At 36.3% G+C, this 25,039-nt stretch carries 24 protein-coding genes and 1 riboswitch; of the genes, 7 read left to right on the top strand and 17 right to left on the bottom strand.

Going from position 1 to position 25,039, the window contains the following annotated elements; translation table 11 throughout:
* Positions 1-65 precede the first annotated feature (65 nt).
* From NHG49_RS27220 to NHG49_RS27230, 3 genes are all read left to right on the top strand, one after another.
* A complete protein-coding gene (locus tag NHG49_RS27220; RefSeq protein ID WP_142313278.1) occupies positions 66-1,349 on the top strand; it encodes a purine/pyrimidine permease in 1,284 nt (427 codons plus the stop codon).
* 236 nt (positions 1,350-1,585) lie between these two features.
* Positions 1,586-2,407, top strand: coding sequence for a Cof-type HAD-IIB family hydrolase (locus NHG49_RS27225; protein ID WP_088313698.1), 822 nt, complete (start codon positions 1,586-1,588; stop codon positions 2,405-2,407).
* A gap of 209 nt (positions 2,408-2,616) precedes the next feature.
* Positions 2,617-2,910 (top strand): DUF3817 domain-containing protein, encoded by a 294-nt coding sequence (locus NHG49_RS27230; protein ID WP_048542756.1) that lies wholly within the window; start codon positions 2,617-2,619, stop codon positions 2,908-2,910.
* Between the two features lie 41 nt (positions 2,911-2,951).
* Here the strand turns inward: NHG49_RS27230 and NHG49_RS27235 are convergent, their stop codons facing one another.
* The 5 genes from NHG49_RS27235 to NHG49_RS27255 are packed head-to-tail and all read right to left on the bottom strand — an operon-like array spanning position 2,952 to position 7,417.
* Positions 2,952-3,629 carry a uracil-DNA glycosylase gene (locus NHG49_RS27235; protein ID WP_064476060.1) on the bottom strand — a complete coding sequence of 226 codons (678 nt, stop codon included), beginning with the start codon at positions 3,627-3,629 and terminating at the stop codon, positions 2,952-2,954.
* Positions 3,630-3,648: 19 nt separating this feature from the next.
* Entirely contained in the window at positions 3,649-4,641 is a 993-nt protein-coding gene (locus NHG49_RS27240) for an ABC transporter permease subunit (protein WP_258126781.1), read from the bottom strand.
* Positions 4,634-5,551: an ABC transporter ATP-binding protein gene (locus NHG49_RS27245; protein ID WP_088047717.1), complete on the bottom strand. Its 918-nt coding sequence runs from the start codon at positions 5,549-5,551 to the stop codon at positions 4,634-4,636. Before NHG49_RS27245 ends, NHG49_RS27240 begins: the two co-directional genes overlap by 8 nt.
* Positions 5,548-6,429, bottom strand: coding sequence for an SGNH/GDSL hydrolase family protein (locus NHG49_RS27250; RefSeq protein WP_141525220.1), 882 nt, complete (start codon positions 6,427-6,429; stop codon positions 5,548-5,550). Before NHG49_RS27250 ends, NHG49_RS27245 begins: the two co-directional genes overlap by 4 nt.
* Before the next feature lie 10 nt (positions 6,430-6,439).
* Positions 6,440-7,417 (bottom strand): LacI family DNA-binding transcriptional regulator, encoded by a 978-nt coding sequence (locus NHG49_RS27255; RefSeq protein WP_064476057.1) that lies wholly within the window; start codon positions 7,415-7,417, stop codon positions 6,440-6,442.
* Positions 7,418-7,514: 97 nt separating this feature from the next.
* On the opposite strand from NHG49_RS27255, the gene NHG49_RS27260 reads away from it, so the two are divergent.
* Positions 7,515-8,141 (top strand): YczE/YyaS/YitT family protein, encoded by a 627-nt coding sequence (locus tag NHG49_RS27260; RefSeq protein ID WP_064476056.1) that lies wholly within the window; start codon positions 7,515-7,517, stop codon positions 8,139-8,141.
* A gap of 30 nt (positions 8,142-8,171) precedes the next feature.
* Here the strand turns inward: NHG49_RS27260 and NHG49_RS27265 are convergent, their stop codons facing one another.
* The 3 genes from NHG49_RS27265 to NHG49_RS27275 all read right to left on the bottom strand — a co-directional run bounded on the left by NHG49_RS27265 (position 8,172) and on the right by NHG49_RS27275 (position 11,796).
* Entirely contained in the window at positions 8,172-9,467 is a 1,296-nt protein-coding gene (locus NHG49_RS27265) for a homoserine dehydrogenase (protein ID WP_064476055.1), read from the bottom strand.
* Between the two features lie 141 nt (positions 9,468-9,608).
* Positions 9,609-10,514, bottom strand: coding sequence for a homoserine O-acetyltransferase MetA (gene metA, locus NHG49_RS27270; RefSeq protein ID WP_064476054.1), 906 nt, complete (start codon positions 10,512-10,514; stop codon positions 9,609-9,611).
* Positions 10,498-11,796, bottom strand: coding sequence for a bifunctional O-acetylhomoserine aminocarboxypropyltransferase/cysteine synthase (locus tag NHG49_RS27275; protein WP_000504750.1), 1,299 nt, complete (start codon positions 11,794-11,796; stop codon positions 10,498-10,500). The genes metA and NHG49_RS27275 overlap by 17 nt, the downstream gene beginning before the upstream one ends.
* 93 nt (positions 11,797-11,889) lie before the next feature.
* A riboswitch (SAM riboswitch) is annotated at positions 11,890-11,994 on the bottom strand.
* Positions 11,995-12,309: 315 nt separating this feature from the next.
* On the opposite strand from NHG49_RS27275, the gene NHG49_RS27280 reads away from it, so the two are divergent.
* The gene (locus NHG49_RS27280) at positions 12,310-13,542 is read left to right on the top strand and encodes a chloride channel protein (protein ID WP_098101722.1); all 1,233 of its coding nucleotides are present in this window, start codon (positions 12,310-12,312) and stop codon (positions 13,540-13,542) included.
* 40 nt (positions 13,543-13,582) lie between these two features.
* Here NHG49_RS27280 and NHG49_RS27285 read toward each other — a convergent pair whose 3' ends face one another.
* The gene (locus tag NHG49_RS27285; RefSeq protein WP_064476051.1) at positions 13,583-14,278 is read right to left on the bottom strand and encodes a YjjG family noncanonical pyrimidine nucleotidase; all 696 of its coding nucleotides are present in this window, start codon (positions 14,276-14,278) and stop codon (positions 13,583-13,585) included.
* 105 nt (positions 14,279-14,383) lie between these two features.
* On the opposite strand from NHG49_RS27285, the gene NHG49_RS27290 reads away from it, so the two are divergent.
* On the top strand, positions 14,384-15,055 hold the full coding sequence (locus NHG49_RS27290; protein WP_064476050.1) for a transcriptional regulator YeiL: 672 nt from the start codon (positions 14,384-14,386) through the stop codon (positions 15,053-15,055).
* Between the two features lie 64 nt (positions 15,056-15,119).
* Here NHG49_RS27290 and NHG49_RS27295 read toward each other — a convergent pair whose 3' ends face one another.
* The 3 genes from NHG49_RS27295 to NHG49_RS27305 form a co-directional block, all read right to left on the bottom strand.
* Complete coding sequence (locus NHG49_RS27295; RefSeq protein WP_000246726.1) at positions 15,120-15,746, bottom strand: FMN-dependent NADH-azoreductase; 627 nt, start codon at positions 15,744-15,746, stop codon at positions 15,120-15,122.
* A 189-nt stretch (positions 15,747-15,935) separates the two neighbouring features.
* Positions 15,936-16,583 (bottom strand): response regulator, encoded by a 648-nt coding sequence (locus NHG49_RS27300; RefSeq protein ID WP_000695794.1) that lies wholly within the window; start codon positions 16,581-16,583, stop codon positions 15,936-15,938.
* Positions 16,584-16,603: 20 nt separating this feature from the next.
* Positions 16,604-18,175 (bottom strand): GAF domain-containing sensor histidine kinase, encoded by a 1,572-nt coding sequence (locus NHG49_RS27305; protein WP_088047714.1) that lies wholly within the window; start codon positions 18,173-18,175, stop codon positions 16,604-16,606.
* Positions 18,176-18,309: 134 nt separating this feature from the next.
* Between NHG49_RS27305 and pdxK the strand changes: the two genes are divergently transcribed.
* Complete coding sequence (gene pdxK / locus NHG49_RS27310) at positions 18,310-19,134, top strand: pyridoxine/pyridoxal/pyridoxamine kinase (protein WP_064476048.1); 825 nt, start codon at positions 18,310-18,312, stop codon at positions 19,132-19,134.
* A gap of 81 nt (positions 19,135-19,215) precedes the next feature.
* On the opposite strand, the gene NHG49_RS27315 is transcribed toward pdxK, so the two are convergent.
* From NHG49_RS27315 to NHG49_RS27335, 5 genes are all read right to left on the bottom strand, one after another.
* On the bottom strand, positions 19,216-20,271 hold the full coding sequence (locus tag NHG49_RS27315) for a GGDEF domain-containing protein (protein WP_154131289.1): 1,056 nt from the start codon (positions 20,269-20,271) through the stop codon (positions 19,216-19,218).
* Between the two features lie 144 nt (positions 20,272-20,415).
* Positions 20,416-20,619: a YbdD/YjiX family protein gene (locus NHG49_RS27320; protein WP_048560464.1), complete on the bottom strand. Its 204-nt coding sequence runs from the start codon at positions 20,617-20,619 to the stop codon at positions 20,416-20,418.
* Positions 20,612-22,690, bottom strand: a complete 2,079-nt coding sequence (cstA, locus tag NHG49_RS27325) for a carbon starvation protein CstA (protein WP_088047712.1) — start codon at positions 22,688-22,690, stop codon at positions 20,612-20,614. The genes NHG49_RS27320 and cstA overlap by 8 nt, the downstream gene beginning before the upstream one ends.
* 121 nt (positions 22,691-22,811) lie before the next feature.
* Positions 22,812-23,528: a LytR/AlgR family response regulator transcription factor gene (locus NHG49_RS27330; protein ID WP_064476045.1), complete on the bottom strand. Its 717-nt coding sequence runs from the start codon at positions 23,526-23,528 to the stop codon at positions 22,812-22,814.
* Positions 23,529-23,783: 255 nt separating this feature from the next.
* Complete coding sequence (locus NHG49_RS27335) at positions 23,784-24,983, bottom strand: MFS transporter (protein WP_064476044.1); 1,200 nt, start codon at positions 24,981-24,983, stop codon at positions 23,784-23,786.
* Positions 24,984-25,039: the final 56 nt, after the last annotated feature.

Genomic DNA, 25,039 nt, shown 5'->3' on the forward strand with positions numbered 1-25,039 from the left:
ATCTTTGCCAGCGGAAATGAAATACATATATACTAGATACGGAATCTATGAAAGAGGTTGATATAATGAAAACATTTCTTTCCGCCTTACAATGGGCGCTATTTATTTTAGCTGGAAGCCTTATCGTACCAATTAGCGTCGCAACTAGTTATGGTCTCGATGGCGCTGAAGCTATTGCATTTGTACAAAGAACATTATTTGTTCTTGGCTTTGCTGGCCTACTGCAAGCCATATTTGGGCATAAACTTCCTATTCAAGAAGGTCCTGCTGGACTTTGGTGGGGGATTTTCTCCCTTTATGCAAGTTTAGGTGTCGTATTATTTGGATCCAGCAATGAAACGCTTAAAGTCCTTCAGTATGCTTTCCTATTAAGTGGTATCATTTGTATTATTCTTAGCATTTTTGGAATCATCGATAAACTAGTTCGCTATTTTACACCGACAGTCATTGGAACATATTTATTTCTTCTTGTCGCGCAACTTAGCGGGTCCTTCTTAAAGGGAATGTTCGGCCTTGACGGACAACATACAGAAGTACAAGCTGACGTATTTATTCTTTCACTCATTGTTATTTTACTATCCTTTTTCATCATGAAGCTACCTATTATTGGACAATATTCCGTTCTTTTCAGTATCGTCTGCGGCTGGATATTATTCGCATGCTTCGGATTATCAAATCCAGTAACGCCTGTGACAGATATAATCCGTTTTCCGTCTCTATTTGTTTTCGGAATGCCTCGTATTGAATGGAACATGGCAATTACAGTCGTTTTCGTTACACTATTACTTCTAACAAATATGTTAGCAAGTATTCGCGTTGTGCAAAGGATTGTCTCTAAGTATGAAAAGAATGCAGCACCAGATCGTTTTAAACAAGCCGGCATTATAACAGGAATCAATCAATTGCTAGGAGGCCTTTTTTCAGCTATTGGACCTGTCGCGATTTCTGGATCAGCAGGATTTATTGCAACGACTAATATTTATAAACGACTCCCATTTATGTTAGGTTCAAGCTTTATTATTTTCGTTAGTATATTCCCAAAGATTACTTCATTCTTTGCGGCGATACCTGTCGCAGTCGGATATGCTGCCATTTATCCTGTATTTGCAAGCATGATTGGTCTTGCCTTTCGCGAATACGAAACAGTACAAGATAAAGAACGATTATTTAAAGTGGCGGGTCTTTCGATCTTTACAGGAGTCGGGGTTATGTTTGTTCCAGCAGAAGCATTTTCTACGCTCCCACCATTTTTAGCATCGTTTTTAAGTAACGGTCTCGTTCTTGGATCTGTAATGGCAATTTTGCTCGAAATACTATTTTCTCGTTCAACAGAAAAACAACCATCGTAAATTGGAAAACTTCCATTATTGCACTCTACCTTTAGAGTTGTTACGATAATGATAAAGTGCAAGCTAATCAGGCGTTAGCGGTATAAATTATCGTGGGCAACACGCTCATGGTAATTTATACTAACAATATAGGACTTTTCCTAACTTCACATAAAGAAGTTCGATGTCTTACTATATATTCCCCAATATCTTCATAAAACTTTATTTCTATTTCAACAAAGAGAGGAATTTTCAATATGACTTATAAAATGATTGTTTTAGATTTAGATGATACTTTATTACGTGACGACCATACTATTTCACCCCGTACGAAAGAGGCTCTAATGACTGCACAAGAGCAAGGTGTAAAAGTTGTACTTGCTTCTGGGCGTCCAACGTTTGGTATGCGCAATGTTGCGAAAGAACTTCGTTTAGAAGAATACGGCAGTTTCATTCTATCTTTTAATGGCGCAAAAATTATTAACTGTAAAACAAACGAAGAAATCTTTAGTAGTACGCTATCTCCTGAAATCGTTCACAACCTATTTGAAATTAGTAAAACTGAAGATGTATGGATTCATACTTATATGGGCGATGATATCGTAACGGAAGAAAATAATCCTTATACTGAAATTGAGGGCGATATTACTGGTATGCCAATTGTTGTAGTAGATGACTTTAAAGCTGCTGTTAAAGAGCCTGTAGTAAAAGTATTAATGAATAAAGAAGCTGAACGCCTTGTTGTAGTAGAAAAGAAACTACAACAACAACTAGAAGGTCAATTAAGCGTGATGCGTTCGAAACCATTCTTCTTAGAATTTACTGAAGCCGGTGTTACAAAAGGAACGAGCTTAAACAAACTGATCCAAAAGCTTGGCATTAAGCGTGAAGAAGTTATCGCAATGGGCGATAGCTATAACGACCAAGCAATGATTGAATTTGCTGGTCTTGGCGTTGCAATGGGCAATGCACCAGATGATATTAAGGAAATTGCCAACTACGTAACAGATACAAATATGAACGATGGCGTTGCAAAAGTCGTAGAGAAATTTGTACTAAAAAACGAAGTACTTGTTTAATATTTTCATTCACAAAACCTATTTGAAGTCAAACACTTCAAATAGGTTTTTATTTAAATTACCACGCTTTTGTGACTATATTTTGAACTTTGCACTATTCTCGTAGTGTAAACTTTCTTTTTGTATATAATGAAACAAAATAGACTATTTTATTTTGAAAAAGAATACAAATTTACTATATACAAGCATACATTAAAGGAGGCTACTTCATGTTATCTACACCAATCGGACGATTAAGAGCAATTGGACTTGTTGAGGGGATTTCTTTCCTACTACTATTATTTGTAGCAATGCCATTAAAATATTTTGCAGGATTTGCTACAGCCGTTAAAATTACAGGCATGGCTCATGGTGTTTTATTTATTCTATTCATCTTTGCGGTAATTCAAGTAACAATCGTACACCGTAAATCAATTTTATGGGCACTTGGAGCATTCGTTTCATCAATTATCCCATTCGGTACGTTTGTACTAGATGCAAAATTAAAGAACGAACAACAATAATAACAAAAAGGTAGTTAACGACTGTTAACTACCTTTTCTATTTATAGATTTGGAATTTCCCAATCAATTTCTCTCTCGCCCATATTAGCTAAAATCGTATTTACTTTAGAATATGGTTTACTACCAAAGAAACCACGTCTTGCTGATAGTGGACTTGGATGTACAGATTCGATAATATGGTGCTTCTTATTCGTAATTAACTTTTTCTTCGCCTGTGCATGGCGTCCCCACAATATGAAAATAACCGGCTTTTCACGTTCATTTAATAGCTCAATTACGCGATCTGTGAAATGCTCCCATCCTTTCCCTTTATGAGAATTTGCTTCACCTTGTCGAACTGTTAGTACAGTATTTAATAATAAAACTCCTTGCTCTGCCCACTTTACTAAATAACCGTTATTCGGGATTTCATAACCATATTCATCCCGAAGTTCTTTATACATATTTAGCAATGACGGCGGCGTTTTAATACCAGGTTGTACTGAAAAGCTTAAACCATGCGCTTGATCCGGTCCGTGATATGGGTCTTGTCCTAAAATAACGACCTTTGCATTTTCATAACTTGTATATTCTAGAGCATTAAAAATATCTTCTACTTTCGGATAAACAACATGTGTGCTGTACTCTTCTTTCAAAAAATCAGCTAGTTTGCGATAGTATTCTTTCTCAAATTCCAGTGCCAATAATGGCCCCCAATCATTTTTTAAAACATTTTTCATGCTTTCACTTCCCGTCCAATTAATTCACCATATCCTGCTTTGTAAATACTACAAACGAAATAATAAGGGACACAACGGCCCATACAGTTAAATTCATTAAAGAAAACCCCATCGATAACCCTTGTAATGCAGGTAATTTTCCTGATAGATAATCTGTTAATGATAAATTCACACTAAAAATATATTTCGCACCTTCCCAAGATGTTGCGAATGAGCTTAAAATACCACCTGCAATTAGTGCGGCTAACATAACGCCCATACCAGCTGGTGTATTTCGAATTAAAACGGAAACCATAAATGATATAGTTCCGACAACGATAGCAACAAACCAAGCTAATCCATACGCCATCAAAATATATTGCCACTGCGGAATAAGATGTACAAAATTCGTATTTAACGTTTCCTTATCAATAACAAACCCAGTTAAAACGGGTAAATTCCATCCTGAGTATCCAAATACAAGCCCTGATAATACGTAAGCAAACAAACCGACAAGGAGCAGTATGAGTGAAATGAAAAATAACATCGTCACGTACTTACTAAGGAGTATTTTCCAGCGCCGAATCGGCCGCGTAAGTAACATCTTCATCGTTCCATCACTTCGTTCTCCTGAAACAATATCAATAGCTACAATCATTACAAGAAGCGGAATAAACAATGTAATTCCTTGCTCAATAAACGCCCTTACAAAAGTGGGTGCGCCCGGTGCCATCGGGTTAATATCATGATCTAAATAATATTGTTGCTGCTCCACTCTTATCTTTAGCCAATCACGCCATTCTTCTGGTAGTCTAGAATTGTTCAAGCGGTTTTGAGAATCAACAATTTGTTGTTGCAGCGAAACTTTCCAATCCGTTGTACCTAGCCTTTTTTGTGTCGTTTCTACTTCACGATACTGCGCATACACAAAAAGTGGGATCAAGATTGCTAAAATAAGCATGACAACAAAAATACGTTTCTTACGATAAATTTTCTCCGATTCATTTAAAACTAGATTCGCAAATTCACGCATGCTGCTCACCCCTTGTGAGTTCAATAAATAAATCTTCTAGCGTAAATACAAGCTCCTTAACGCTATGCACATCTATCCCATTTTCTACAAAGTTTTTATTCCAACTACTTATAGATGCAATATCCATGCGGCATAGTAATCGATTATCTTCTATACTCACTTCTCTTACTTCCTTAGCATCTTCTAGCATATCTTTCGCTTTAGAAATCGGTGTAACAATCCATTCTACACGATCACTTGCTGTTTTAATTAAATCCTCAATCTTGGCAACTGTTATCATTTTTCCTTTATGAATAATCGCAACCCGATCGCATATCATTTGTACTTCACTTAGCAAGTGACTTGAAATAAACACACTCATATTTTCTTCTTTCACAAGCTTATGTATAAATTCCCTAAGTTCTCTAATTCCAGCTGGGTCTAAACCATTTGTCGGCTCATCTAATATGAGCAATTTTGGATTTCCAAGAAGCGCTTGCGCAATGCCGAGGCGCTGTTTCATACCAAGTGAGTACGTTTTTACCTTATCGTGAATTCTTTCATCTAAATGAACCATTTGAGCAATTTCAATAATACGTTCATCTGATATATCACCTAGCATACGGGCAAATTGCTTTAAATTTTCCCATCCAGTTAAATATGTATACAGTTCTGGGTTTTCAACGATACTCCCTATTTGACGCATCGCTTCTCTGAAATTTTCCTTAATTGAATAACCACCGATAGAAATCGTACCTTCTGTTTCTTTAATCAATCCAACTAACATTCGAATTGTAGTTGTTTTTCCGGCACCATTCGGCCCTAGGAAGCCAAACACTTCCCCTTGTTTTACATCGAAGGAAATATTCTCTACAATTGTCTTCTTTCCAATTACCTTCTTCACGTCTCGTACGGAAAGTATCGTCGTCATTTTACCCCTCCTTGTTCTAGTTTTAATTTACTCACAACATTTTGAACTAATCGGTCTGCCATATATGTATACCCTACTTCATTCGGATGAAAATGATCGGAGTATAATAATTCTTTCCCACGATTTTGGAATAAATCAAATGTCGGTGTAATATACACATTTTTATCATTTAGCGCTAATTTTTCTAAAGATGCATTCCAGTCTACAACGATGTTTGAAGAACCTTTTAAATCTTCTACATCTTCAAAAGGATTGTATAAACCAAGCCAAAAAATAGGGCTACCTGTATTTAACTTACGAATTTCTTCTATTATTTTCTTCGCTTCATTTTGGAACGTCGCCGTATCAGGACGGTATGTTTCTAAATCTATCTTTCCAAGCGATTCCCAACCTGGAAATAAATCATTTCCTCCAATTGTTAAAACGATTACATCTGCTTGCTTAATTGAATATTGAGCGCCACTACTCTCAATTTGTTTTAATAGATCGGGCATTTTTGCACCACTAACAGCTAAGTTTGTTAATGCAACCTTTTGCTTATAATCTTTTTGTAAATCCTCTTTCATACGCCCAATATAGCCAATTCCTTCTTTATCACCAACACCACGTGTTAATGAATCACCTAAACTAACGATTTGTAACGTTCCCGTTTTCTTTTTCTCTTTTGCCACTACATCGGTCTTTTTAATTAAATTTGAAGCTTTCGGATTTAACACATCATTTACACCTGAAACAAAGCCATATGCAAATAAACAGAAAGATGCAATTGTAATGAGTAGAATTACTTTTACTACTTTTGATCTCATATCAAAACCCCTTTTAGCCCTCATAGATTGTCCATAATTATACCAAACGCAATTTTGAAAAGCGATTTTCACACCTTATCTATTATGTTGTTTCCCTATGTACTAGTTCTGGCAATAACTCTACGTGCTTTACATCTATTTTCTCATCATTAATCTTTTCATATAATAATTCAAATGCCTTCACGCCAACATTTTTACTAGAATACGAAATCGTCGTAATGCCTAAAATATCTGCGACATCTTGATCATCACAACCGATAATCGTAATATCTTCTGGAATACGAATTCCTTGTTTTTTTGCTTCCGTTACCATTCCCGCTGCAATATGGTTGCAAGATACAAGAAACGCAGTTGGTTTCACTGACATACAGACCCATTCCCTGATTACATTACGTCCATCTTCCACTGTAAAACAGCCCTTAAACTTCCAGGCCTCTATCGGTGTTACAGCAATCTGTTGAAGCGAATCCTCATACGCTTGTTTTCTTCTCTGACTATTAATGCTATTACTTCTTCCAATGCAATACCCAATACTTGTATGGCCGGCATCTATTAAGCTCTTCATGCCGCGCGAAAAGACTTTATAGTAATCAATATGCACACTCGAAATGAAATTCGAGTCTATTTCTTCACACATAACAATTGGACCAAATTTCGTATATTCTTCAAGCTTTTCCTTACTATTTACTCGGGAACATATAATAACCCCATCAAGCTTTTTCATTTTTAACATATTCAAAATTTCTAATTCTCTTTCCTCACTATAATTCGTCTGACAAAGCATCATATTATAGTTATTCTTTGCTGTTTCCTTTGATATTCCCTCGATAATAGCGCTATAATATTGATCATTTACGTGCGGTAATAAAACACCAATGACATTCGTTTTTCCTTTCACTAAATGAATTGCATTCACATTTTGCGTATAATTTAATTCTTCTATAATTGTTAAAATTTCTTTTCGTTTCTGTTCATTCACATATGGATGATTATTCAATACACGTGAAACAGTTGAAACAGATACTCCAGCAAGTTCAGCAATCTTCCTTATATTCGTCATCTCATTTTCCCCTTCTCGAAAAAATTCTCCCTTGACCTGGTAAGCTTTCCACAATATATCCTTTCCTAGCAAATACATTTTGAAAGGATATACAACTATGCTTCGATTCAAATTAGAATATATATTTTTCATTGGCGGTCTACTCATTCTCGCCATCGGTATTAATATGATGACGACAATTACTTCTTTTGGACTTAGCCCTTATGATTCCTTCTTTATTGCACTATATCAAAATTTCGGGGTAAGTATCGGTTTTTGGATTTTCATGATTAATTTTGCTTTTACCCTTATCGTTCTCTTTTGGAATAAAAAACAAATAACAATTGGTACAATCGTAACGATGGTTCTTATTTCTCTTTTTGTTGATTGGATTGGTTCCATTACAACTATTATGGACACTATCCGTTCTCTTCCAAAATATATAACACTTATTTGCGGAAATCTATTCGTTGGAGCTGGGATTGGTCTTTACGTCTCTACAAACCTTTGCGCAGCACCTCAAGAAGCTTTCGTTTTAACCGTTGCTGAGAAAAAGAAATGGACATTTAGAAGAACAGAAATTTCATTAGCGTTTTTATTTTTAACATTAAGTTTTTTATTAGATGGACCTATCTATTTTGGAACAATCATCTTATCCTTTACAACAGGCTGGATTATCCAAGCATTTATTCAAATTGGTACGCAGATTTTAAATAGAAAAGAGCCTGTTAAGCAAGCTGCTTAACAGGCTCTTTCTGTTTTATGATAAGGGATACTACTTAGCATCCCCTTCAATTCGATAGTTTGCTTTCAAACAATCTATTTCTTCATACCCTTGCAACGTATGTAGAATATAATCATAATCAGCAAGAGACGCACGATGCGTCACGATTACAATTTCAGCCTTCCCTTTCTCTTCAAGCGGCATTTGAATAATCTTTTCAAAGCTAACGCCACGCTCAGAGAATAATGAAGTAATTTTTGCAAATACACCAATTTCATCTTTTACATGAAGTCTTAAAAATTTCTTCACAACAATTTCGTCTGGCTCTTTTAATACTTTTTTATACTGCGGGGATACCGCACTATTTCCGTTTACACCTAATCGAATATTTTGCATTACAGCTACTAAATCTGAAACAACAGCTGTTGCTGTCGGTAAACTTCCTGCACCTGGCCCATAAAACATCGTTTCTCCGACCGCTTCACCATACACATATACAGCGTTATATTCGTTTTGCACAGCCGCAAGAGGATGTGTATTTGGAAGTAGTGTCGGTTCAACTGTCACCTCTAATTTTTCACCATCTCGCTTCGCAAGACCGATTAATTTAATCGTGTATCCTAAACTCTTACTGTATTCAATATCTTCTTCTGTAATAGAAGTAATCCCTTTTACCTTTACATCTCCAAGCTCTACATTTGTAGAAAAACCAAGGGTAGCCAAAATCGTCATTTTTCTCGCTGCATCTAAACCTTCCACATCTGATGTTGGATCTGCTTCTGCAAATCCAAGTTGTTGGGCTTCTTTTAACACGTCGTTATATGCTCTCCCTTCATCTGACATTTTCGTCAAAATAAAATTTGTCGTTCCATTTACAATTCCCATTACTTTCGTAATAAGATCTGAAGAAAGTCCTTCTACGATACTTCGTAAAATCGGAATCCCTCCGGCTACACTCGCTTCATAAAACAAATCTGCTTTATTATCTTTTGCTACCGCTAACAGTTCCGCCCCATGTAACGCCATTAAATCTTTATTGGCAGTCACAACATGCTTCCCACTTTGTAAGGCTTGCAAAATGTATGCTTTTGCATCATCAATGCCACCCATCACTTCGATGACAACGTCAATATTTGGATTATCTAAAATTTCATTTGCATATTGTGTTAATAGAGTAGAAGGTACCTCTACTTCTCTCTCTTTTTCAATATTTTGTACTAGTACTTTCGTTACTTTTACAGGACAACCTACTTGGTGGATAAGTCGCTCTTGATGATCTGTAATGATACGAACTACACCGCTACCAACTGTCCCAAGACCTAATAAACCAATTTGAATTTCTTTCATAATCCTGTCCACCCCTCAAAAATTGTGTTTAGATGAAATTATATGAGTAAAAAATCTGAAAAACAATGTTTTTTGAACATTCGGAAAAATATAAGTTAATCTTTACAAAGAAAACGTTGCCACGTGTTACACAATCTTTTTTTATAATACATAAGGGGTTTCTTGATACACGTAATAATTCAGCCAATTAGAGAATAATAGATTCCCATGGCTTCTCCACCTTACAAGTGGTTTCTCATTTGGATTATTATGCTTAAAATAATTTTTCGGCACATCAATATTTAACCCTTTTTGGCGGTCCCGTTCGTATTCTTGCTTTAACGTATCACAACTATATTCACTATGCCCGAGCGCAAACACTTGCCTTCCTTCTTGCCCAATGACAAGGTGAACACCCGCTTCCTCAGAATTTGCTAATAATGTTAAGTCTGTCACCTCTCTAATATCACTCTCTCGTACTTCTGTATGACGAGAATGCGGGGCAAAAAACAATTCATCAAACCCTTGTAACAATTTCACATGTTGCTCACAGACTTCATGTTCAAATACACCGAACATTTTTTCCTTAAGAGGATGCTTTGGAACACCATAATGATGATACAAGCCAGCCTGTGCCCCCCAGCAAATATGAAGCGTAGATGTTACATTCTTTTTTGAATACTCCATAATACGTTTAAGCTCTTCCCAATAATCTACCTCTTCAAAAGAAAGAGTTTCAACTGGTGCTCCTGTAATAATAAGTCCATCAAATTTCTCATTCTCAATATCACGAAATGTTTTATAGAAACTCGTTAAATGGTCCTGCGCTACATTGCGAGACAAATGTGATTCCATATGAAGTAAGTGAACATCTAATTGCAACGGTGTGTTGCCAATTAAACGAAGTAATTGCGCTTCTGTTTCTTGCTTTGTAGGCATTAAATTTAAGATAGCAATTTTCAATGCCCGGATATCTTGTGTTTCTGCTCGCTCCTTCGTCATTACAAAAATATTTTCCTTCTGCAACACTTTGCGAGCTGGTAAATCTTTATCAATTATGATCGGCATGTTCTTTGCCTCCGACTAGCGCTGCTTCTAAATCTGCAATAATATCAGAAACATCTTCTATACCAACCGATAAACGAATTAAATCTGATGTAACGCCAGCTAGACGCTGATCTTCAGCACTTAATTGTCTATGCGTTGTGCTAGCAGGATGTATAACGCAAGTTCGTGCATCCGCTACATGCGTTACGAGAGTTGCTAGTTTTACATTTGCGATAAATTCTTTCGCTGCTTCTAATCCGCCCTTAATGCCGAATGTTAAAACACCACTAGCACCTTTTTTCAAATACGTTTGTGCTAACGAGTAATTTTCATTGCTATCTAATCCAGGATAATTCACCCATTCAATACGTTCATGGTTAGCAAGCCACTTAGCAACTGCGAGAGCATTTTCACTATGACGCTCCATTCTTAAATGCAGCGTTTCTAAGCCGATATTGCTAATATACGCATTGAATGGGCTCATACAGTTTCCGTAGTCTCTTAATAATTGAACACGCGCCTTCACAATATAAGCTGCTGCACCAAAATTTTGAACGTAACTTACGCCGTGATAACTTGGATCCGGTTCAACAAGTTCAGGATATTTCCCATTTGTCCAATCGAAGTTCCCTCCGTCAATGACAATGCCGCCTAAAGAGCTTGCATGACCATCAATATATTTCGTCGTAGAATGAACGATAATATTTGCTCCGTGCTCAAATGCTTGGCATAAATAAGGAGTTGCTAATGTATTATCCACGATAAAAGGTACTTCTAACTCTTTCGCTGCATCTGAAAATTCTTTGAAATTTAAAACGTTCATCGCTGGATTTCCTAACGACTCTGCATAAACAAGTTTCGTCTTATCATTAGCAAGGGCCACAATTTCATCAGCACTTAAATTCGGATTAAAGAACGTAACGTCAATACCAAGCTTACGCAAACTCACTCCAAATAAATTAAACGTTCCGCCATAAACTGTGGAAGAACAAAGCAAGTGGTCTCCGCTACTACAAATATTTAAAACAGCAAGCATAATAGCAGCCTGCCCAGAAGCCGTTGCAACAGCTCCTACACCACCCTCTAAATCCGCTAACTTTTGCTCAAATGCAGCTAAAGTAGGATTTCCAATACGCGTATATATATATCCTTCTGCCTCTAAATTAAATAGCGCTGCTAAATCATCTGAAGTATCGTATTTATACGTTGTACTTTGATAAAGCGGTAAAACACGCGGTTCACCATTCTTTGGCGTATAGCCACCTTGCACACAAATTGTTCCTTTTCCCCATGATTCTCCCATCTCTCATTCTCCTTTCTTTTATACAAAATAAAAAAACTGCTCCTTTCCTGAAAACAAGAAAGGAGCAGTTTGAAAACACGCTCTAAAGGCTCTTTCTTATCTTTCAGGATTATTACCTGCAGGATTTGGCACAATTCCGTTATACGGCTGTTGCCAAGGTTTCATCGGGCCTGTCCCTCCACCTTTTCTTGATAAGACTATGCAATTACCGTTGATTTTATAGCAATAATTTCCTAATGTCAATCAGTTTTTCTGAATGTTCTAAATTAAATACAAAAAAATTCAACATGCATAACAAAAGAAATATATTCCATATTCATTTGAAAAAGACCTTTTAAAACCCACGATTACTATATAAAATTAAGTACGTAGTTTAACTGTATACATTTCAAATTCTCACGAGACCTCAATATATTGAATAAGCCCACCTCTCAAAAAGATACTATACATATTCCTTTCACAGTAGCATATTTAATCCTTTCGACATTGAAACTTACATAACGGAGGTATAACATGACAAACACAAAGGACATGCACTATATACTCGTCCTATACGGCATTCTTTTAGGCTCTATAGTGGGAGCTACAGTCTGGCTATTTTTAGTTACAATAAATATCGGAATTCACTTTATTTGGGGATACTTACCTACTATTTTCTCTTCTCCCCCGTATTACACTATTTGTGTAACAACTATCGGTGGTATTCTCGTTGGTTTAACCCAAAAATACTTCGGCACATATCCACGTCTTATGCCGGAAGTGATGAGTGAATATAAAAAAACAGGTAGAATTGAATACCATTTTGTACATAAAGCTACTTTAACTGCAATTATCGTTTTAATATTTGGAGCTAGCTTAGGTCCCGAAGCAGCACTTGTTGGAATTATCGGTGGACTTTGTACATGGGTAGGGGATCGCTTTACATTCGCATTAAAAGGAATGAATGAACTAACAGAGGTTGGAATTGGTGCTACTTTAAGTGTAATTTTTAACGCGCCATTATTCGGTTATTTAGCTCCAAATGAAAATGAGGGTGAGCAAATTAACGAATTTTCTAAAGGAAAAAAAGCAATTGTATATTTAGCTACTACTTTCGCTGGCTTTTCCATTTATTTATTACTTAGTAAATTCGATAATCGCGGATCCTTTATCGTTGATTTTGGGGAAGGTTCCCTTTCTCTTAATGAATGGATTGCCTTTCTACCACTTGCTAGTATTGGTGCTATAGTTGGTTTCTTTTATTTCAAATTTGAATTCACATTAGAGAAATTAATCCATCCCTTCAGGGAATACAAACTATCACTTGGAATTATCGGTGGTATTTTATTAGGAATTACAGGAACTGTTCTCCCGTACACGTTATTCTCAGGAGAACACCAATTAAAAGATTTAGTCGTTGAATGGAGTCATTTATCCTTCTGGGTACTACTTCTTTCAGGTGTTTTAAAATTATGTATTACTGCCGTTTGTTTAAATACAGGTTGGCGCGGTGGACATATTTTCCCAATTATATTTGCTGGATCTAGTATCGGATATGCTATAGCTTCCATTATCCCGATAGATCCAATCGCTTCGGTAGCCATCGTCACGACAGCAATTTCAAGCTATGCATTAAGAAAACCAATTGCTATCACATTACTATTACTCATGTTTTTCCCGCTCAATTTACTATTACCGATGCTTGGAGCGGCAGCGATTGGTAATGCATTTCCACTTCCTAAAAACAACGAAGCTACAAACGAATAAAAATAGGCAGTAGGGACAAAAGTTCCACTGCCTATTTTTATTACACACGTTGCTTCAATAATGCATATAACTCTTCAAAATTTTGCACTTCATATGTTGGCACAATCTCGCTATGATTTGATTTCATTTCTGGATTAAACCAACAAGTATCAATTCCTGCTACATATCCGCCTTTCATATCAGCACTTAACGAATCTCCAATAATAAGCCCTTCTTCAGGAGCAAAATTAGGAATTCGTTCAAAAACATAATCAAAGTACTCTTTCATCGGCTTTTGGAATCCTGTATCTTCAGAAACGAAAATATCTTGAAACAAGGCATGTAATCCTGCATTACGTAAACGTTTATCTTGCGTCTGAGAAATACCGTTTGTCACTATATATAAATCGTACTCACTTTGAATTTGACTTATGAATTCAAATGCACCTTGCATGAGCTGATTTCCTTCTTCTAAGTAACTACGATAATTATTTTCGAATAATATCCCATCTACCTCTTCCCCGTATTCTTTAAACAAAATCGAAAATCGTGTATTTAAGACTTCATCACGATTTATTTCCCCTTCTTCAAAAGCCTCCCAAAGGTGTTTATTAATTTTTTTATACTGCGCTTCAACCTCTCTAGTTAGAGGGATCTCGTTCTCTTCGAACAGCATACGTAACGCCATTTTCTCCGCTTTTTGAAAATCTAACAATGTATCATCTACATCAAATAACAATGTTTTATATTTTTTCATAATCCCTTCACACTCTCTTTTCTACAAAATAAATTTACGTAAATCGTATCATTCCTTCTTGTAAACATAATAGGAGATATCTCATACTAAACATGAGGTGAAAACATGAAAGTTAGCAAAAATAGCAAGGAAATCTCTCATTACGTGCAAACTTCCAACTTCCATACTCTTTTTTCTTTTGATGTCTTACCATATGCTGAACTACATTCTTTTCAAAAGAAAGAAAGGATATGTAATGAAGGCGTTGATGTTCCTTATCTTTATTACTTAATTTCCGGAAAAGCAAAAATATATATGAGCCACAAAAATGGGAGGGTCTCCTTAATTAACTTTATTCAAGCCCCTTCGTTCATTGGGGAATTAGGCTTAATCGGCGTTGAATCCGTTACGAAAACGGTGGAAGTACTTGAAGATTGTATGTGCTTGGCGCTCCCCCTTAAAAATTGTCAGCATCTTTTATTGCAAGATGCTACCTTTCTACAGAAACTATGCAAATTTATCGGTGAAAAAACAATTACCCGAACAGAAAGTTACGCCAAAAACAATAGTTATCCGTTCGAAAATCGATTAGCGGCGTTTATTCTATTAACAGGACAAAATAACAGTTATACAGAAAAACATACCGAAGCTTCGGAATACCTAAATGTCAGCTACCGCCATCTTTTATATGTATTAAACCAGTTTTGCCAGCAAAATTACTTAAAAAAAGACGGAAGAACCTATTACATACTAGATCGAATTCAATTAGAAAAACTGGCTGACGAACTTAAAATATAAAAAAAGTAGCATTAACGTTTACCTGTTAATGCTACTTTTTTTCGAGTGACGATTCTATTTTCAATTAAAATTTGCTTGCTACTTTAGCTGCTTCTTCAAGACCAGCTGTAATGATCTCTTCTGCTTTATCTGGGAATTGGTTATGTCCTTCAATAACTACTGTTTCCATATTTGTTGCACCGAAGAAGCCCATCATGCTTGCTACATATTTAACAGCCATTTCTACTTCAGCTGCTGGACCTTCAGAATATACGCCGCCGCGCGCGTTTAATAATGCAATCTTCTTATCTCCAATTAGACCAACTGGACCTTCTGGCGTATATTTAAACGTTTTGCCAGCTCGGTTTAAATAATCAATATATGTGTGTAGCACTGCTGGAATCGTTAAGTTCCATAATGGGAAACCGAAAACGACTTTATCAGCTTCTAAAAATTGATTTAAATACTTATCAGCAACTGCTACTGCTTTTGCTTCCTCTTCCGTTAAATCAAACCCTTTACCTGCTTTGAATGTACCATTAATCATATCTACGCCTACATATGGTAATTCTTCTTTATATAAATCAAGTTCTACTACTGTATCATTTGGATGTGCTTCTTTATAGTTTGCTAAAAATGCCTCGTATAATTTCACACTAACTGCTTGTTCCGCTGGGCGGTTGTTTGCTTTTACAAATAAAACTGTTGCCATTGTTTTTCCTCCTAGTACTCACTCTTCTGTTGTTATATGCTTTCAAAAAAGGTATCCCTTGTAATTGTTGTTTTGTTGCTTACAAACATATTTTATCTTTATATCAAGACAATTTCGTCCTCACATAGACGTATTTTTCTATAAAAAAAGTCCACCTTCTAAAGGCGAACTAGTCTTACGACTTTTGTCTTATACAATTCCATTTTTCACTGCATATAATGCTGCTTGCGTGCGATCAGATAAATTCAACTTACTCAAAATACTACTTACATGCGCTTTTACCGTTTTTTCTGTAATAACTAAAACAGAAGCGATCTCTTTATTACTCATCCCTTTCGCTAATAGCTGCAACACTTCATTTTCTCTCGCCGTTAGCACATCCACTTGAATAGAAGGTTCTTCTTCCTTTTCTTCCACAGGTAATGTTTGAGAGAGAAGAGTATTTGCTATATCCGGATGTAATTGAATATTACCTTTATATGCGCTTCGAATAGCTTCAACAAGCTGATCCGGTTCTACATCTTTTAAAATATACCCACTTGCCCCCGCCCTTAACGCTGGTAAAACATGCGCCTGATCAGAAAAGCTAGTTAATACAATTACTTTCACATTCGGATATTCTTTTTTGATGCACGCCGTCGCCTCGACACCATCCATTTCGGGCATATATAAATCCATTAATACAACATCAGGATTCGTTTCCCCTACTTTCACTAACGCTTCTTTCCCATTATTTGCTTCTCCAACTAACGCTAAATCTTCCTGTGTACTTAAGAAAAATGCTAATCCTTTTAAAACGACTGTATGGTCATCAACTAACAATACTTTTATTTTCACAAACTTCCCTCATTTTCACATCATAATGGTACTTTTACTTTTACACTTGTTCTTTTCTTATCACTTACAATTTTAATTGTTCCACCGACTAATTCTACTCTTTCTCGCATCGTAGTCATACCGAGTGATTTCTTCTCTTTTATATCCTTTTCTACAAAGCCGTTTCCTTGATCGACTATTTCTAATGATACATTCTTCTCCGTCACTTTGAAATAAATCGCCGCTTCTCTGACATTCGCATGTTTACTTACGTTATTTAAAGCTTCTTGTCCAATTCGCCATAGTGCTTCCTCTACTACGCGCGGTAAATCACGCACACCTGTAACTTGTTCCCGAATTTTCAATCCCAAACTTTCACCATATTGTTTTAAAGCTGGTAATAGTCCTTTCTCTAATCCTGCTGGACGTAGTTGCCAAATTAACGTCCTCATTTCTTTTAAAGCACCTTGCGATAACTCACGTATCTCATGCAAAGACTGATCTACCTTTTCGTTTTTCCCCTTTAAGACGGCTTCGGTACCTTTCGTCATGAAAGTTAATGAAAACAACTTTTGTGAAACAGAATCATGCAAATCTCTAGCTAAACGATTACGTTCTTCCATTCGTACAAGTTCTCGGCGCTTTTCATTTAACCTTAAGTTCTCTATCATTAACGATATATGATTGGCTAACGCCTGTACTACATCTATTGTATTTATATCAAATTCTCCATTATTCGAACTTACACTTAGTACGCCAAATATATGATCTTGAATATGTATGGGAATGGCAATAACTGCACGATTAGGATGTACGATATTCCCAACCTGACTCTTTAACAAAACAGACTCTTCTTTTTTCAGAGCTTCCTGTGCCGCTGACTTCAAATCCTCTTGTAGCTCATCTATCTTATATGAGGCCCTTACAGCAAGTTCATTTTCTTCTCTAATAAAGAATACAACTTGCTCCCATAGAAATAACTTCCCAATTTGCTTTACAATCTCCCCAGGCAATTCATTAAATTTATGAATCGTCCTTAAAGCTTGAATAAAGCGGTCTAACTTTACATAATAATGAGCCCTTCTCTTTTCATTTTCATACAATTTTGTACGTTTTAATGCTGTTCCAATTTGGAAAGCAACTGATTGTAATAGCACTAACTCTTCTTCAGAAAAATGCGTTTTACCTGGACTAGCCACATTTAATACGCCAAATTCATCTCCACCCGCTTTTAATGGCACTGTCGCATGATGCACAATCCCTTCTGTATCTCCCCAGTTATATTCAATCGCATTATTAATTCTCTTACATTCAATAATATTAACGGCTTTCTCTAGTTTCCCTTCCACAAATCGGTGTAAACACCAACAATTCCCCTCACACATCGGTCGTTTATTTTCAAATCTTAATCCCTCTGGTAATTGATAATCAATTAATTTTGTATATCTACCATTTTCATCCGCAAGAAATATCCATCCTGTCGTTAAACCTGTTACATTCAACAGTTTTTCCAACACAGCTTGCAGCACATGATAAGTATCATTTGAGGTGTTCAACGTCTCTGCAATCTCTTTTAATATAACTAATTCATTTGTACGATTCTCTTGAAACATAATTCGTCTCCTACATACAAGATTTTAAATCGCCCCTAAAGTAAATCATCTACTTTTCACTTTGTACTTATTCGTAACATTGATATAATGGTGAAAACATAGTTTTCATTATATCACTTGAGGGGGACTTCATAATGACATTAAATAAAGCACTTACTATCGCTGGTTCTGACACAAGTGGCGGTGCTGGTATACAAGCAGATTTAAAAACATTCCAAGAACTTGGTGTATACGGAATGACATCTCTTACGACAATCGTAACGATGGATCCACATAACGGTTGGGCACATAACGTATTCCCAATCCCAGCTTCTACATTAAAACCACAATTAGAAACGACAATTGAAGGTGTTGGAGTAGATGCTTTAAAAACAGGTATGCTTGGATCAGTAGAAATTATTGAAATGGTTGCTGAAACAATCGAAAAACATAATTTCAAAAATGTAGTAGTTGACCCTGTTATGGTATGTAAAGGTGCTGATGAAGCATTACATCCTGAAACGAACGATTGCTTACGTGACGTTCTTGTTCCAAAGGCATTAGTTGTAACACCCAACTTATTTGAAGCTTACCAATTAAGTGGCGTAAAGATTAATTCTCTTGAAGACATGAAAGAAGCAGCAAAAAAAATCCACGCTTTAGGTGCGAAATACGTCCTAATTAAAGGCGGTAGCAAGCTTGGTACGGAAACTGCAATCGACGTCCTATATGATGGAAAAACATTCGATCTTCTAGAGTCAGAAAAAATTGATACGACAAATACACACGGCGCAGGTTGCACATATTCTGCTGCAATTACAGCAGAACTTGCAAAAGGAAAAACTGTGAAAGAAGCAGTAAAAACTGCTAAAGAATTTATCACAGCTGCTATCCGTTATTCATTCAAGATCAACGAATACGTAGGCCCAACACATCACGGTGCATATCGTAAATTCGTTGCATCAAAAGAACTTGTCTAACATATAAATGAAAACACCCACAGAGTATATATATTACCTCTCTGTGGGTGTTTTTTATAAGCTCTTCTGGTCATCTTATCTTTAAGATGCAGAACTAACCTGATTTCTACCATTTCTTTTGGAGTAATATAATGCATCATCAGCAGCTTGAATAAATCGCTCTGGTGATTCTTCATACACTGAAATTCCTACTGAAACTGTAATTTTTATTTTTGTTCCATTTAGCAATTGAAATGGATGGTTTTCAACAGCCGTGCGAACTTGTTCCCCCATACGCATTCCACAAGCTAATTCTTTCTGCGGTATCAAAAGCGCGAACTCTTCCCCACCCTTTCGAAAAGCCAAATCTGGAAACGTTGAAACTTCTCGTAAAATATGCCCCATTTGTTTTAATACTTCATCTCCCGCAGGATGCCCATACGTATCATTTACACACTTAAAATGATCAATATCTATAAGTAGTAAACAAAGTGAATCATTTTTCATGCGCTTATTACCAATATGACGATTCATCTCTAAATCAAACTGTCTTACGTTCCCTAAACCTGTCAGTGCATCTATCGTTGCGTATTGCTTCATCGTTTGAAATAACTCATTGGATTGTAATACATAATTTGCGCTTATAAATGTGATATATGCTGCAACACCACTACAAACTAAATATAATGCTACTATAGACATATCCTTAAATAAAATAGAAAGTGGCACCGTTAAAATAGATAAACTATATACATTAAACCAGATCCACCTTTTAAATATAGAAGCTTTCATCCGCCAAATGAAAATAATTCCAAAACCTATCAATACAATTGTATAACAAGCCAATTCAGAGGCTAAAGAGTACTCAGTAAGAAATAATCGGGTAATTAATATAATAGTAACTGTTATGCTACTAGCTATCGGACCTCCAATTATAATTGCCAAAATAACAGCTAAATAACGTAGATCCAACATAATATCTTCAATATGTACACCAAAATGCATCAACAGTACACTTAATATTCCAGTAAGAATACCTACTACACATTTCTGCCAAAGAGAAAACTCTTCTTTTAACGGCCTATCTCTTAAAAGCTGACCTCCAACAAAAATAAAGGAAAGAATAATGGTTGTGTTTACAAATAAGTCCCTTAACATAAAATAATCTCCCAACTTGTCTATCTATCCCTTTCCTTATTTTATTGTATACGAGATACCTATAATTCCCAAAGTTTTTTATTTATTTTTGCTGTTCCACGTGAAACAGCAAAAATAAAAAAGGACGAAAATTCGCCCTTTTCATTAACAACAGCGTGATATCTTTCCGCCCTTTGCATTAAATCTAGCCTCTTGCGCTTCTGCAAAAAATTGTTTTTGACATACAACCTCTTCTTCTGGATGATGCTTTTTCATATGCTCTACATATGTTTCATAACTTGGTACCCCAACCAGTAAACTAATAAAGTGTTTTCTTTGTCCCCATACTTTCCGTAGTCGTTTAAGCATAATAGTTCCTCGACTCACTTTCATCTCTAGAAATATATGGCGCCTCTTTTAGCGGCATCGGCTTATTTCTTAATACTTGAATCCAAATTCGAATTGCAGAAATTAATACAGCGATTACAACTATCATAAAAATCCCGCAAAGCGCTGCATCAATATAATCATTGAAAATAATTTGCTTCATTTGAGCAACATTTTTAGCTGGTGCTAACACTTTCCCCTCATCTAATGCTCCTTGGAACACCTTTGCGTGAGATAGAAATCCTATTTTAGGGTTTTCATGAAATAACTTTTGATAACCCGCCGTCATCGTTACAATAAGCAATCCAACAGTTGGAATAAGTGTGACCCAAACATATGCCTTTTTCCCCATTTTGAACAAAATTGTCGTTCCAAGTAATAATGCAATACCTGCTAACATTTGATTTGCAATACCGAAAAGTGGCCATAACGTATTAATTCCACCAAGCGGATCTACTACCCCTTGGTATAAGAAATAACCCCATCCTAATACGCATAACGTTGTAGCTATCACATTCGCTAATGTAGAATCCGTTTTCCCAAATGGCTTATATACATGTCCTAAAATATCTTGAATCATAAATCGGCCTACACGTGTTCCAGCATCAATCGTTGTTAAAATAAATAGCGCTTCAAAGAGAATCGCAAAATGATACCAAAAGGCCATCATGGCCGTTCCACCTATTACTTGTGAGAAAATATATGCCATACCTATCGCTAACGTTGGTGCACCACCTGTACGTGATAAAATCGTTTGCTCTCCAACGTTTACAGCAAGATCTTTTAGTTCATTTGGTGTAATAGCAAATCCCCATGAAGAAATAACTTGAGCTGCCTGCGAGACATCCGTACCGATAAGTGCTGCGGGACTATTAATCGCAAAATACGTTCCTGGTGTTAATACACAAGCTGCAATCATCGCCATCGCCGCTACAAATGATTCCATTAACATTGCCCCATAACCGATTGGCTGTGCGTGTCCCTCTTGTTCAATCATTTTTGGCGTCGTACCTGATGAAACGAGAGCATGGAATCCTGACACCGCACCACAAGCAATTGTAATAAATAAGAATGGGAATAGGTTTCCAGAGAAAACAGGACCTGTTCCATCGATAAATTTCGAAACTGCTGGCATTTGTAAATCTGGTGCTACAATTAAAATACCAATTGCTAATCCAACAATTGTTCCGACTTTTAAAAATGTGCTTAAATAATCACGTGGTGCTAAAAGCATCCAAACTGGTAAGGCCGATGCGATAAATCCATATACAATAAGCATAATAGCAATCGTTTCACCGCTAAACGTGAACATGCTTGCAAGCGTTGGATGTTCTGCTACATACTGTCCTCCAATAAGAGACAGTATAAGTAGAATAATTCCGATCACTGACCCTTCACCAACCCGGCCAGGTCTAATGTAGCGCATGTACACTCCCATTAAAATAGCGATAGGAATCGTTGCTGCTATTGTAAACATTCCCCAAGGACTTCCGACAAGCGCCTTTACTACTACTAATGCTAATACTGCTAATAAAATAATCATAATACCTAAAATGCCTATCATTGCAATAAGCCCTGTAACAGGACCGATCTCATCTTTAATCATTTCTCCTAAAGATTTACCATTCCGTCTCATCGAAGCAAATAAAATTACAAAATCTTGTACAGCTCCAGCGACAACTACCCCAACAATAATCCATATTGTCCCTGGTAAATATCCCATTTGCGCTGCCAAAATCGGTCCTACTAAAGGGCCTGCCCCAGCAATTGCTGCAAAATGGTGCCCAAATAATACCCACTTATTTGTCGGAACATAATCTTTTCCATCGTTTAATGTATGGGCTGGCGTTTGCCGATTATTATCTAAACCAAATACCTTTCTCGCTATAAATTTACTATAAAAGCGGTAAGCAACTGCATACACACATACCGCAGCTACTAAGAGCCACACGGCATTAATAGTTTCACCTTGTGATAAAGCTATTACACCAAATGCACCTGCGCCTACTGCTGCAATAACCCCCCATAGTAAAATCGACTTCAATGTTTTCACATACAATCCCCCCAATACTATTGCTTAGTGGGATTGTACTAAATTTTCTGAATATTTAATTTGAATCCTCCTTATCATGAAGGATTTTTAGTTTATCATGTTAAAAAACTCGCATTACCTACTATAATTCAATCTTATTTCGAAGTCGTTTCACATAATTACGACTAACTGGAATCGGTTGCTCATCATATTTATCTAAATACAGATTATATGTGCCATTATAATAGGGTTTTAGTTCTTGTACATATGACATATTAATTAAATAACTTTTATGCACACGTAAAAAATCATATGCATTTAGCTTATTTTCCAGCTCCTGAAGTGTATATGTTGAAATATACTGATTATTTGTTGTATAAATTGAAACCGTTTTGTTTTCCTTATTTTTGCTTACATATACAATATCTTCAGGGAAAATATACCGAATTCCCTCTTGACCTTCTATTGGTAGCTTTCGCAAATAACTCTTTGCTTTCTCGCCTTGCTCTTTACACATTCTATATAAAAGGAATTGCAAATCTTCTTCACGAAATGGGCGTAGTAAATAATAGAATGCTTGAAAACGAAATGCCGTAATCGACTCTTCTATATCTTCACCCATAAAAATCAATTTCGTATAACAATTTACTTCCCGTAATAAACTCGCATATTCAAAACCAGTTCCATCTAGTAATTTTGAATTCAAGAAAACAAAATCTGGTGTATGCTTTTTCATAATAAATAATGATTCTGTTCCCGTATTCGCTTCAAAACATTCTACATTCCTTATATTTTCAGTAAATTTGTCCGCTAAACTTCTTCGCTCTTCTGCTTCTTCCATGATCAGTAAAATTTTCATTTCTTCAACCACCTAATTCTTTTGTCCATATGTCTTGTTGTATACATTCGCTTTTATAAGAAACATTCCCTTTTTCTTACTATACCATTATTTATCTAAAAAAACAGAAAAAAGGAAACCACGACGGTTCCCCTGCCCTTTTATTCCATTATTTGTAGGAAGTAACACTCACTGAATTGTTACTTCCCCGAAAACGCAATTGGTGCTGGCTAATAATCAGTGGGGGATAAATCCCTCACCGATTAAAGTTTCACCTTATACTAATTCTCGTTGCTTCGTTTCTTGCCCAAGTACAATTACAGCAACTACGCCAATCAAAATTGATCCACAGAAAATCGTAAATATTAGTGATAGTGAAGCCTGTGAAGTAACTAAATATCCTACTAATAGCGGACCAAGAATACCACCAATACGGCCGAATGCTGCTGCCATCCCTGCACCTGTACCACGAATAACCGTTGGATACTGTTCCGGTGTATAAGCGTATAATGCACCCCAAGCACCTAAATTAAAGAAGGATAGTAACATGCCTGCTACGATTAATACGGTTAATGACTCCGCCACTCCAAACAAGTAAGCACTACATGCTGTACCGATCAAATACGTAACTAAAACGAACTTACGACCAAGTCGTTCAATAAACCAAGCAGCCGTGAAATATCCTGGCAATTGAGCTAACGTCATAATAAGTACGTACTGGAAACTTTTTATTAAACTAAATCCTTTTAATACCATTACACTAGGTAACCAAAGGAACATCCCATAGTAAGAAAAGACAACAGAAAACCATAGAATCCATAACATAATTGTTGCCTTACGATATTCACCAGACCAAACCAACTTTACATTTTCGATAACAGATGGTCTTTTTTCAGCCTTTTGAAATCTCGGAGAATCCGGTAAATTCCATCTTAAATATAAAGCATATAGTGCCGGAACCGCGCTCAATACCATTGCAACTTCCCAACCATATTTCGGAATAACAAAATACGAGATAAGAGCTGCAATTAACCATCCACCTGCCCAAAAGCTTTCTAATAGCACAACTATTTTGCCACGTTCATGCGCTTCAACGCTCTCTGATACTAATGTAGAAGCAACTGGAAGTTCTCCGCCAAGCCCCATACCAATTAAAAATCGTAAAACAAGGAACATCGCAAGTGTTGTCGTTAAAGCAGTTAAACCACTACCGATAGAAAATAGTAATAATGTAATAATAAAGACTGATTTACGTCCTATTTTATCTGATAGTATTCCAAAAACAAGTGCTCCGACTGCCATACCAATTGAATTAATGCTGCCTATCCAGCCCATTTCTTGCGTACTTAATCCCCAATCTTTTTGCAATGCTACCATTACGAATGAAAGCATTCCAACATCCATTGCATCAAATAACCATCCAAGCCCTGCTATACCAAGTAGCTTTCGCTTCGAAATTTCTTTCCCCTTGCCCATAAGAAGTCCTCCTTACACAGCTGTCTTTACACATCATTTTACATGTGTGAATTGTA

Source organism: Bacillus sp. IBL03825, assembly GCF_024712505.1.
Lineage (GTDB): Bacteria > Bacillota > Bacilli > Bacillales > Bacillaceae_G > Bacillus_A > Bacillus_A wiedmannii.

Coding starts and splice junctions, on each gene's coding strand:
- NHG49_RS27220 (WP_142313278.1), top strand. CDS start 66: ATGAAAACATTTCTTTCCGCCTTACAATGGGCGCTATTTATTTTAGCT.
- NHG49_RS27225 (WP_088313698.1), top strand. CDS start 1,586: ATGACTTATAAAATGATTGTTTTAGATTTAGATGATACTTTATTACGT.
- NHG49_RS27230 (WP_048542756.1), top strand. CDS start 2,617: ATGTTATCTACACCAATCGGACGATTAAGAGCAATTGGACTTGTTGAG.
- NHG49_RS27235 (WP_064476060.1), bottom strand. CDS start 3,629: ATGAAAAATGTTTTAAAAAATGATTGGGGGCCATTATTGGCACTGGAA.
- NHG49_RS27240 (WP_258126781.1), bottom strand. CDS start 4,641: ATGCGTGAATTTGCGAATCTAGTTTTAAATGAATCGGAGAAAATTTAT.
- NHG49_RS27245 (WP_088047717.1), bottom strand. CDS start 5,551: ATGACGACGATACTTTCCGTACGAGACGTGAAGAAGGTAATTGGAAAG.
- NHG49_RS27255 (WP_064476057.1), bottom strand. CDS start 7,417: ATGACGAATATAAGGAAGATTGCTGAACTTGCTGGAGTATCTGTTTCA.
- NHG49_RS27260 (WP_064476056.1), top strand. CDS start 7,515: ATGCTTCGATTCAAATTAGAATATATATTTTTCATTGGCGGTCTACTC.
- NHG49_RS27265 (WP_064476055.1), bottom strand. CDS start 9,467: ATGAAAGAAATTCAAATTGGTTTATTAGGTCTTGGGACAGTTGGTAGC.
- metA (WP_064476054.1), bottom strand. CDS start 10,514: ATGCCGATCATAATTGATAAAGATTTACCAGCTCGCAAAGTGTTGCAG.
- NHG49_RS27275 (WP_000504750.1), bottom strand. CDS start 11,796: ATGGGAGAATCATGGGGAAAAGGAACAATTTGTGTGCAAGGTGGCTAT.
- NHG49_RS27280 (WP_098101722.1), top strand. CDS start 12,310: ATGACAAACACAAAGGACATGCACTATATACTCGTCCTATACGGCATT.
- NHG49_RS27285 (WP_064476051.1), bottom strand. CDS start 14,278: ATGAAAAAATATAAAACATTGTTATTTGATGTAGATGATACATTGTTA.
- NHG49_RS27290 (WP_064476050.1), top strand. CDS start 14,384: ATGAAAGTTAGCAAAAATAGCAAGGAAATCTCTCATTACGTGCAAACT.
- NHG49_RS27295 (WP_000246726.1), bottom strand. CDS start 15,746: ATGGCAACAGTTTTATTTGTAAAAGCAAACAACCGCCCAGCGGAACAA.
- NHG49_RS27305 (WP_088047714.1), bottom strand. CDS start 18,175: ATGTTTCAAGAGAATCGTACAAATGAATTAGTTATATTAAAAGAGATT.
- pdxK (WP_064476048.1), top strand. CDS start 18,310: ATGACATTAAATAAAGCACTTACTATCGCTGGTTCTGACACAAGTGGC.
- NHG49_RS27315 (WP_154131289.1), bottom strand. CDS start 20,271: ATGTTAAGGGACTTATTTGTAAACACAACCATTATTCTTTCCTTTATT.
- NHG49_RS27320 (WP_048560464.1), bottom strand. CDS start 20,619: ATGCTTAAACGACTACGGAAAGTATGGGGACAAAGAAAACACTTTATT.
- NHG49_RS27330 (WP_064476045.1), bottom strand. CDS start 23,528: ATGAAAATTTTACTGATCATGGAAGAAGCAGAAGAGCGAAGAAGTTTA.
- NHG49_RS27335 (WP_064476044.1), bottom strand. CDS start 24,983: ATGGGCAAGGGGAAAGAAATTTCGAAGCGAAAGCTACTTGGTATAGCA.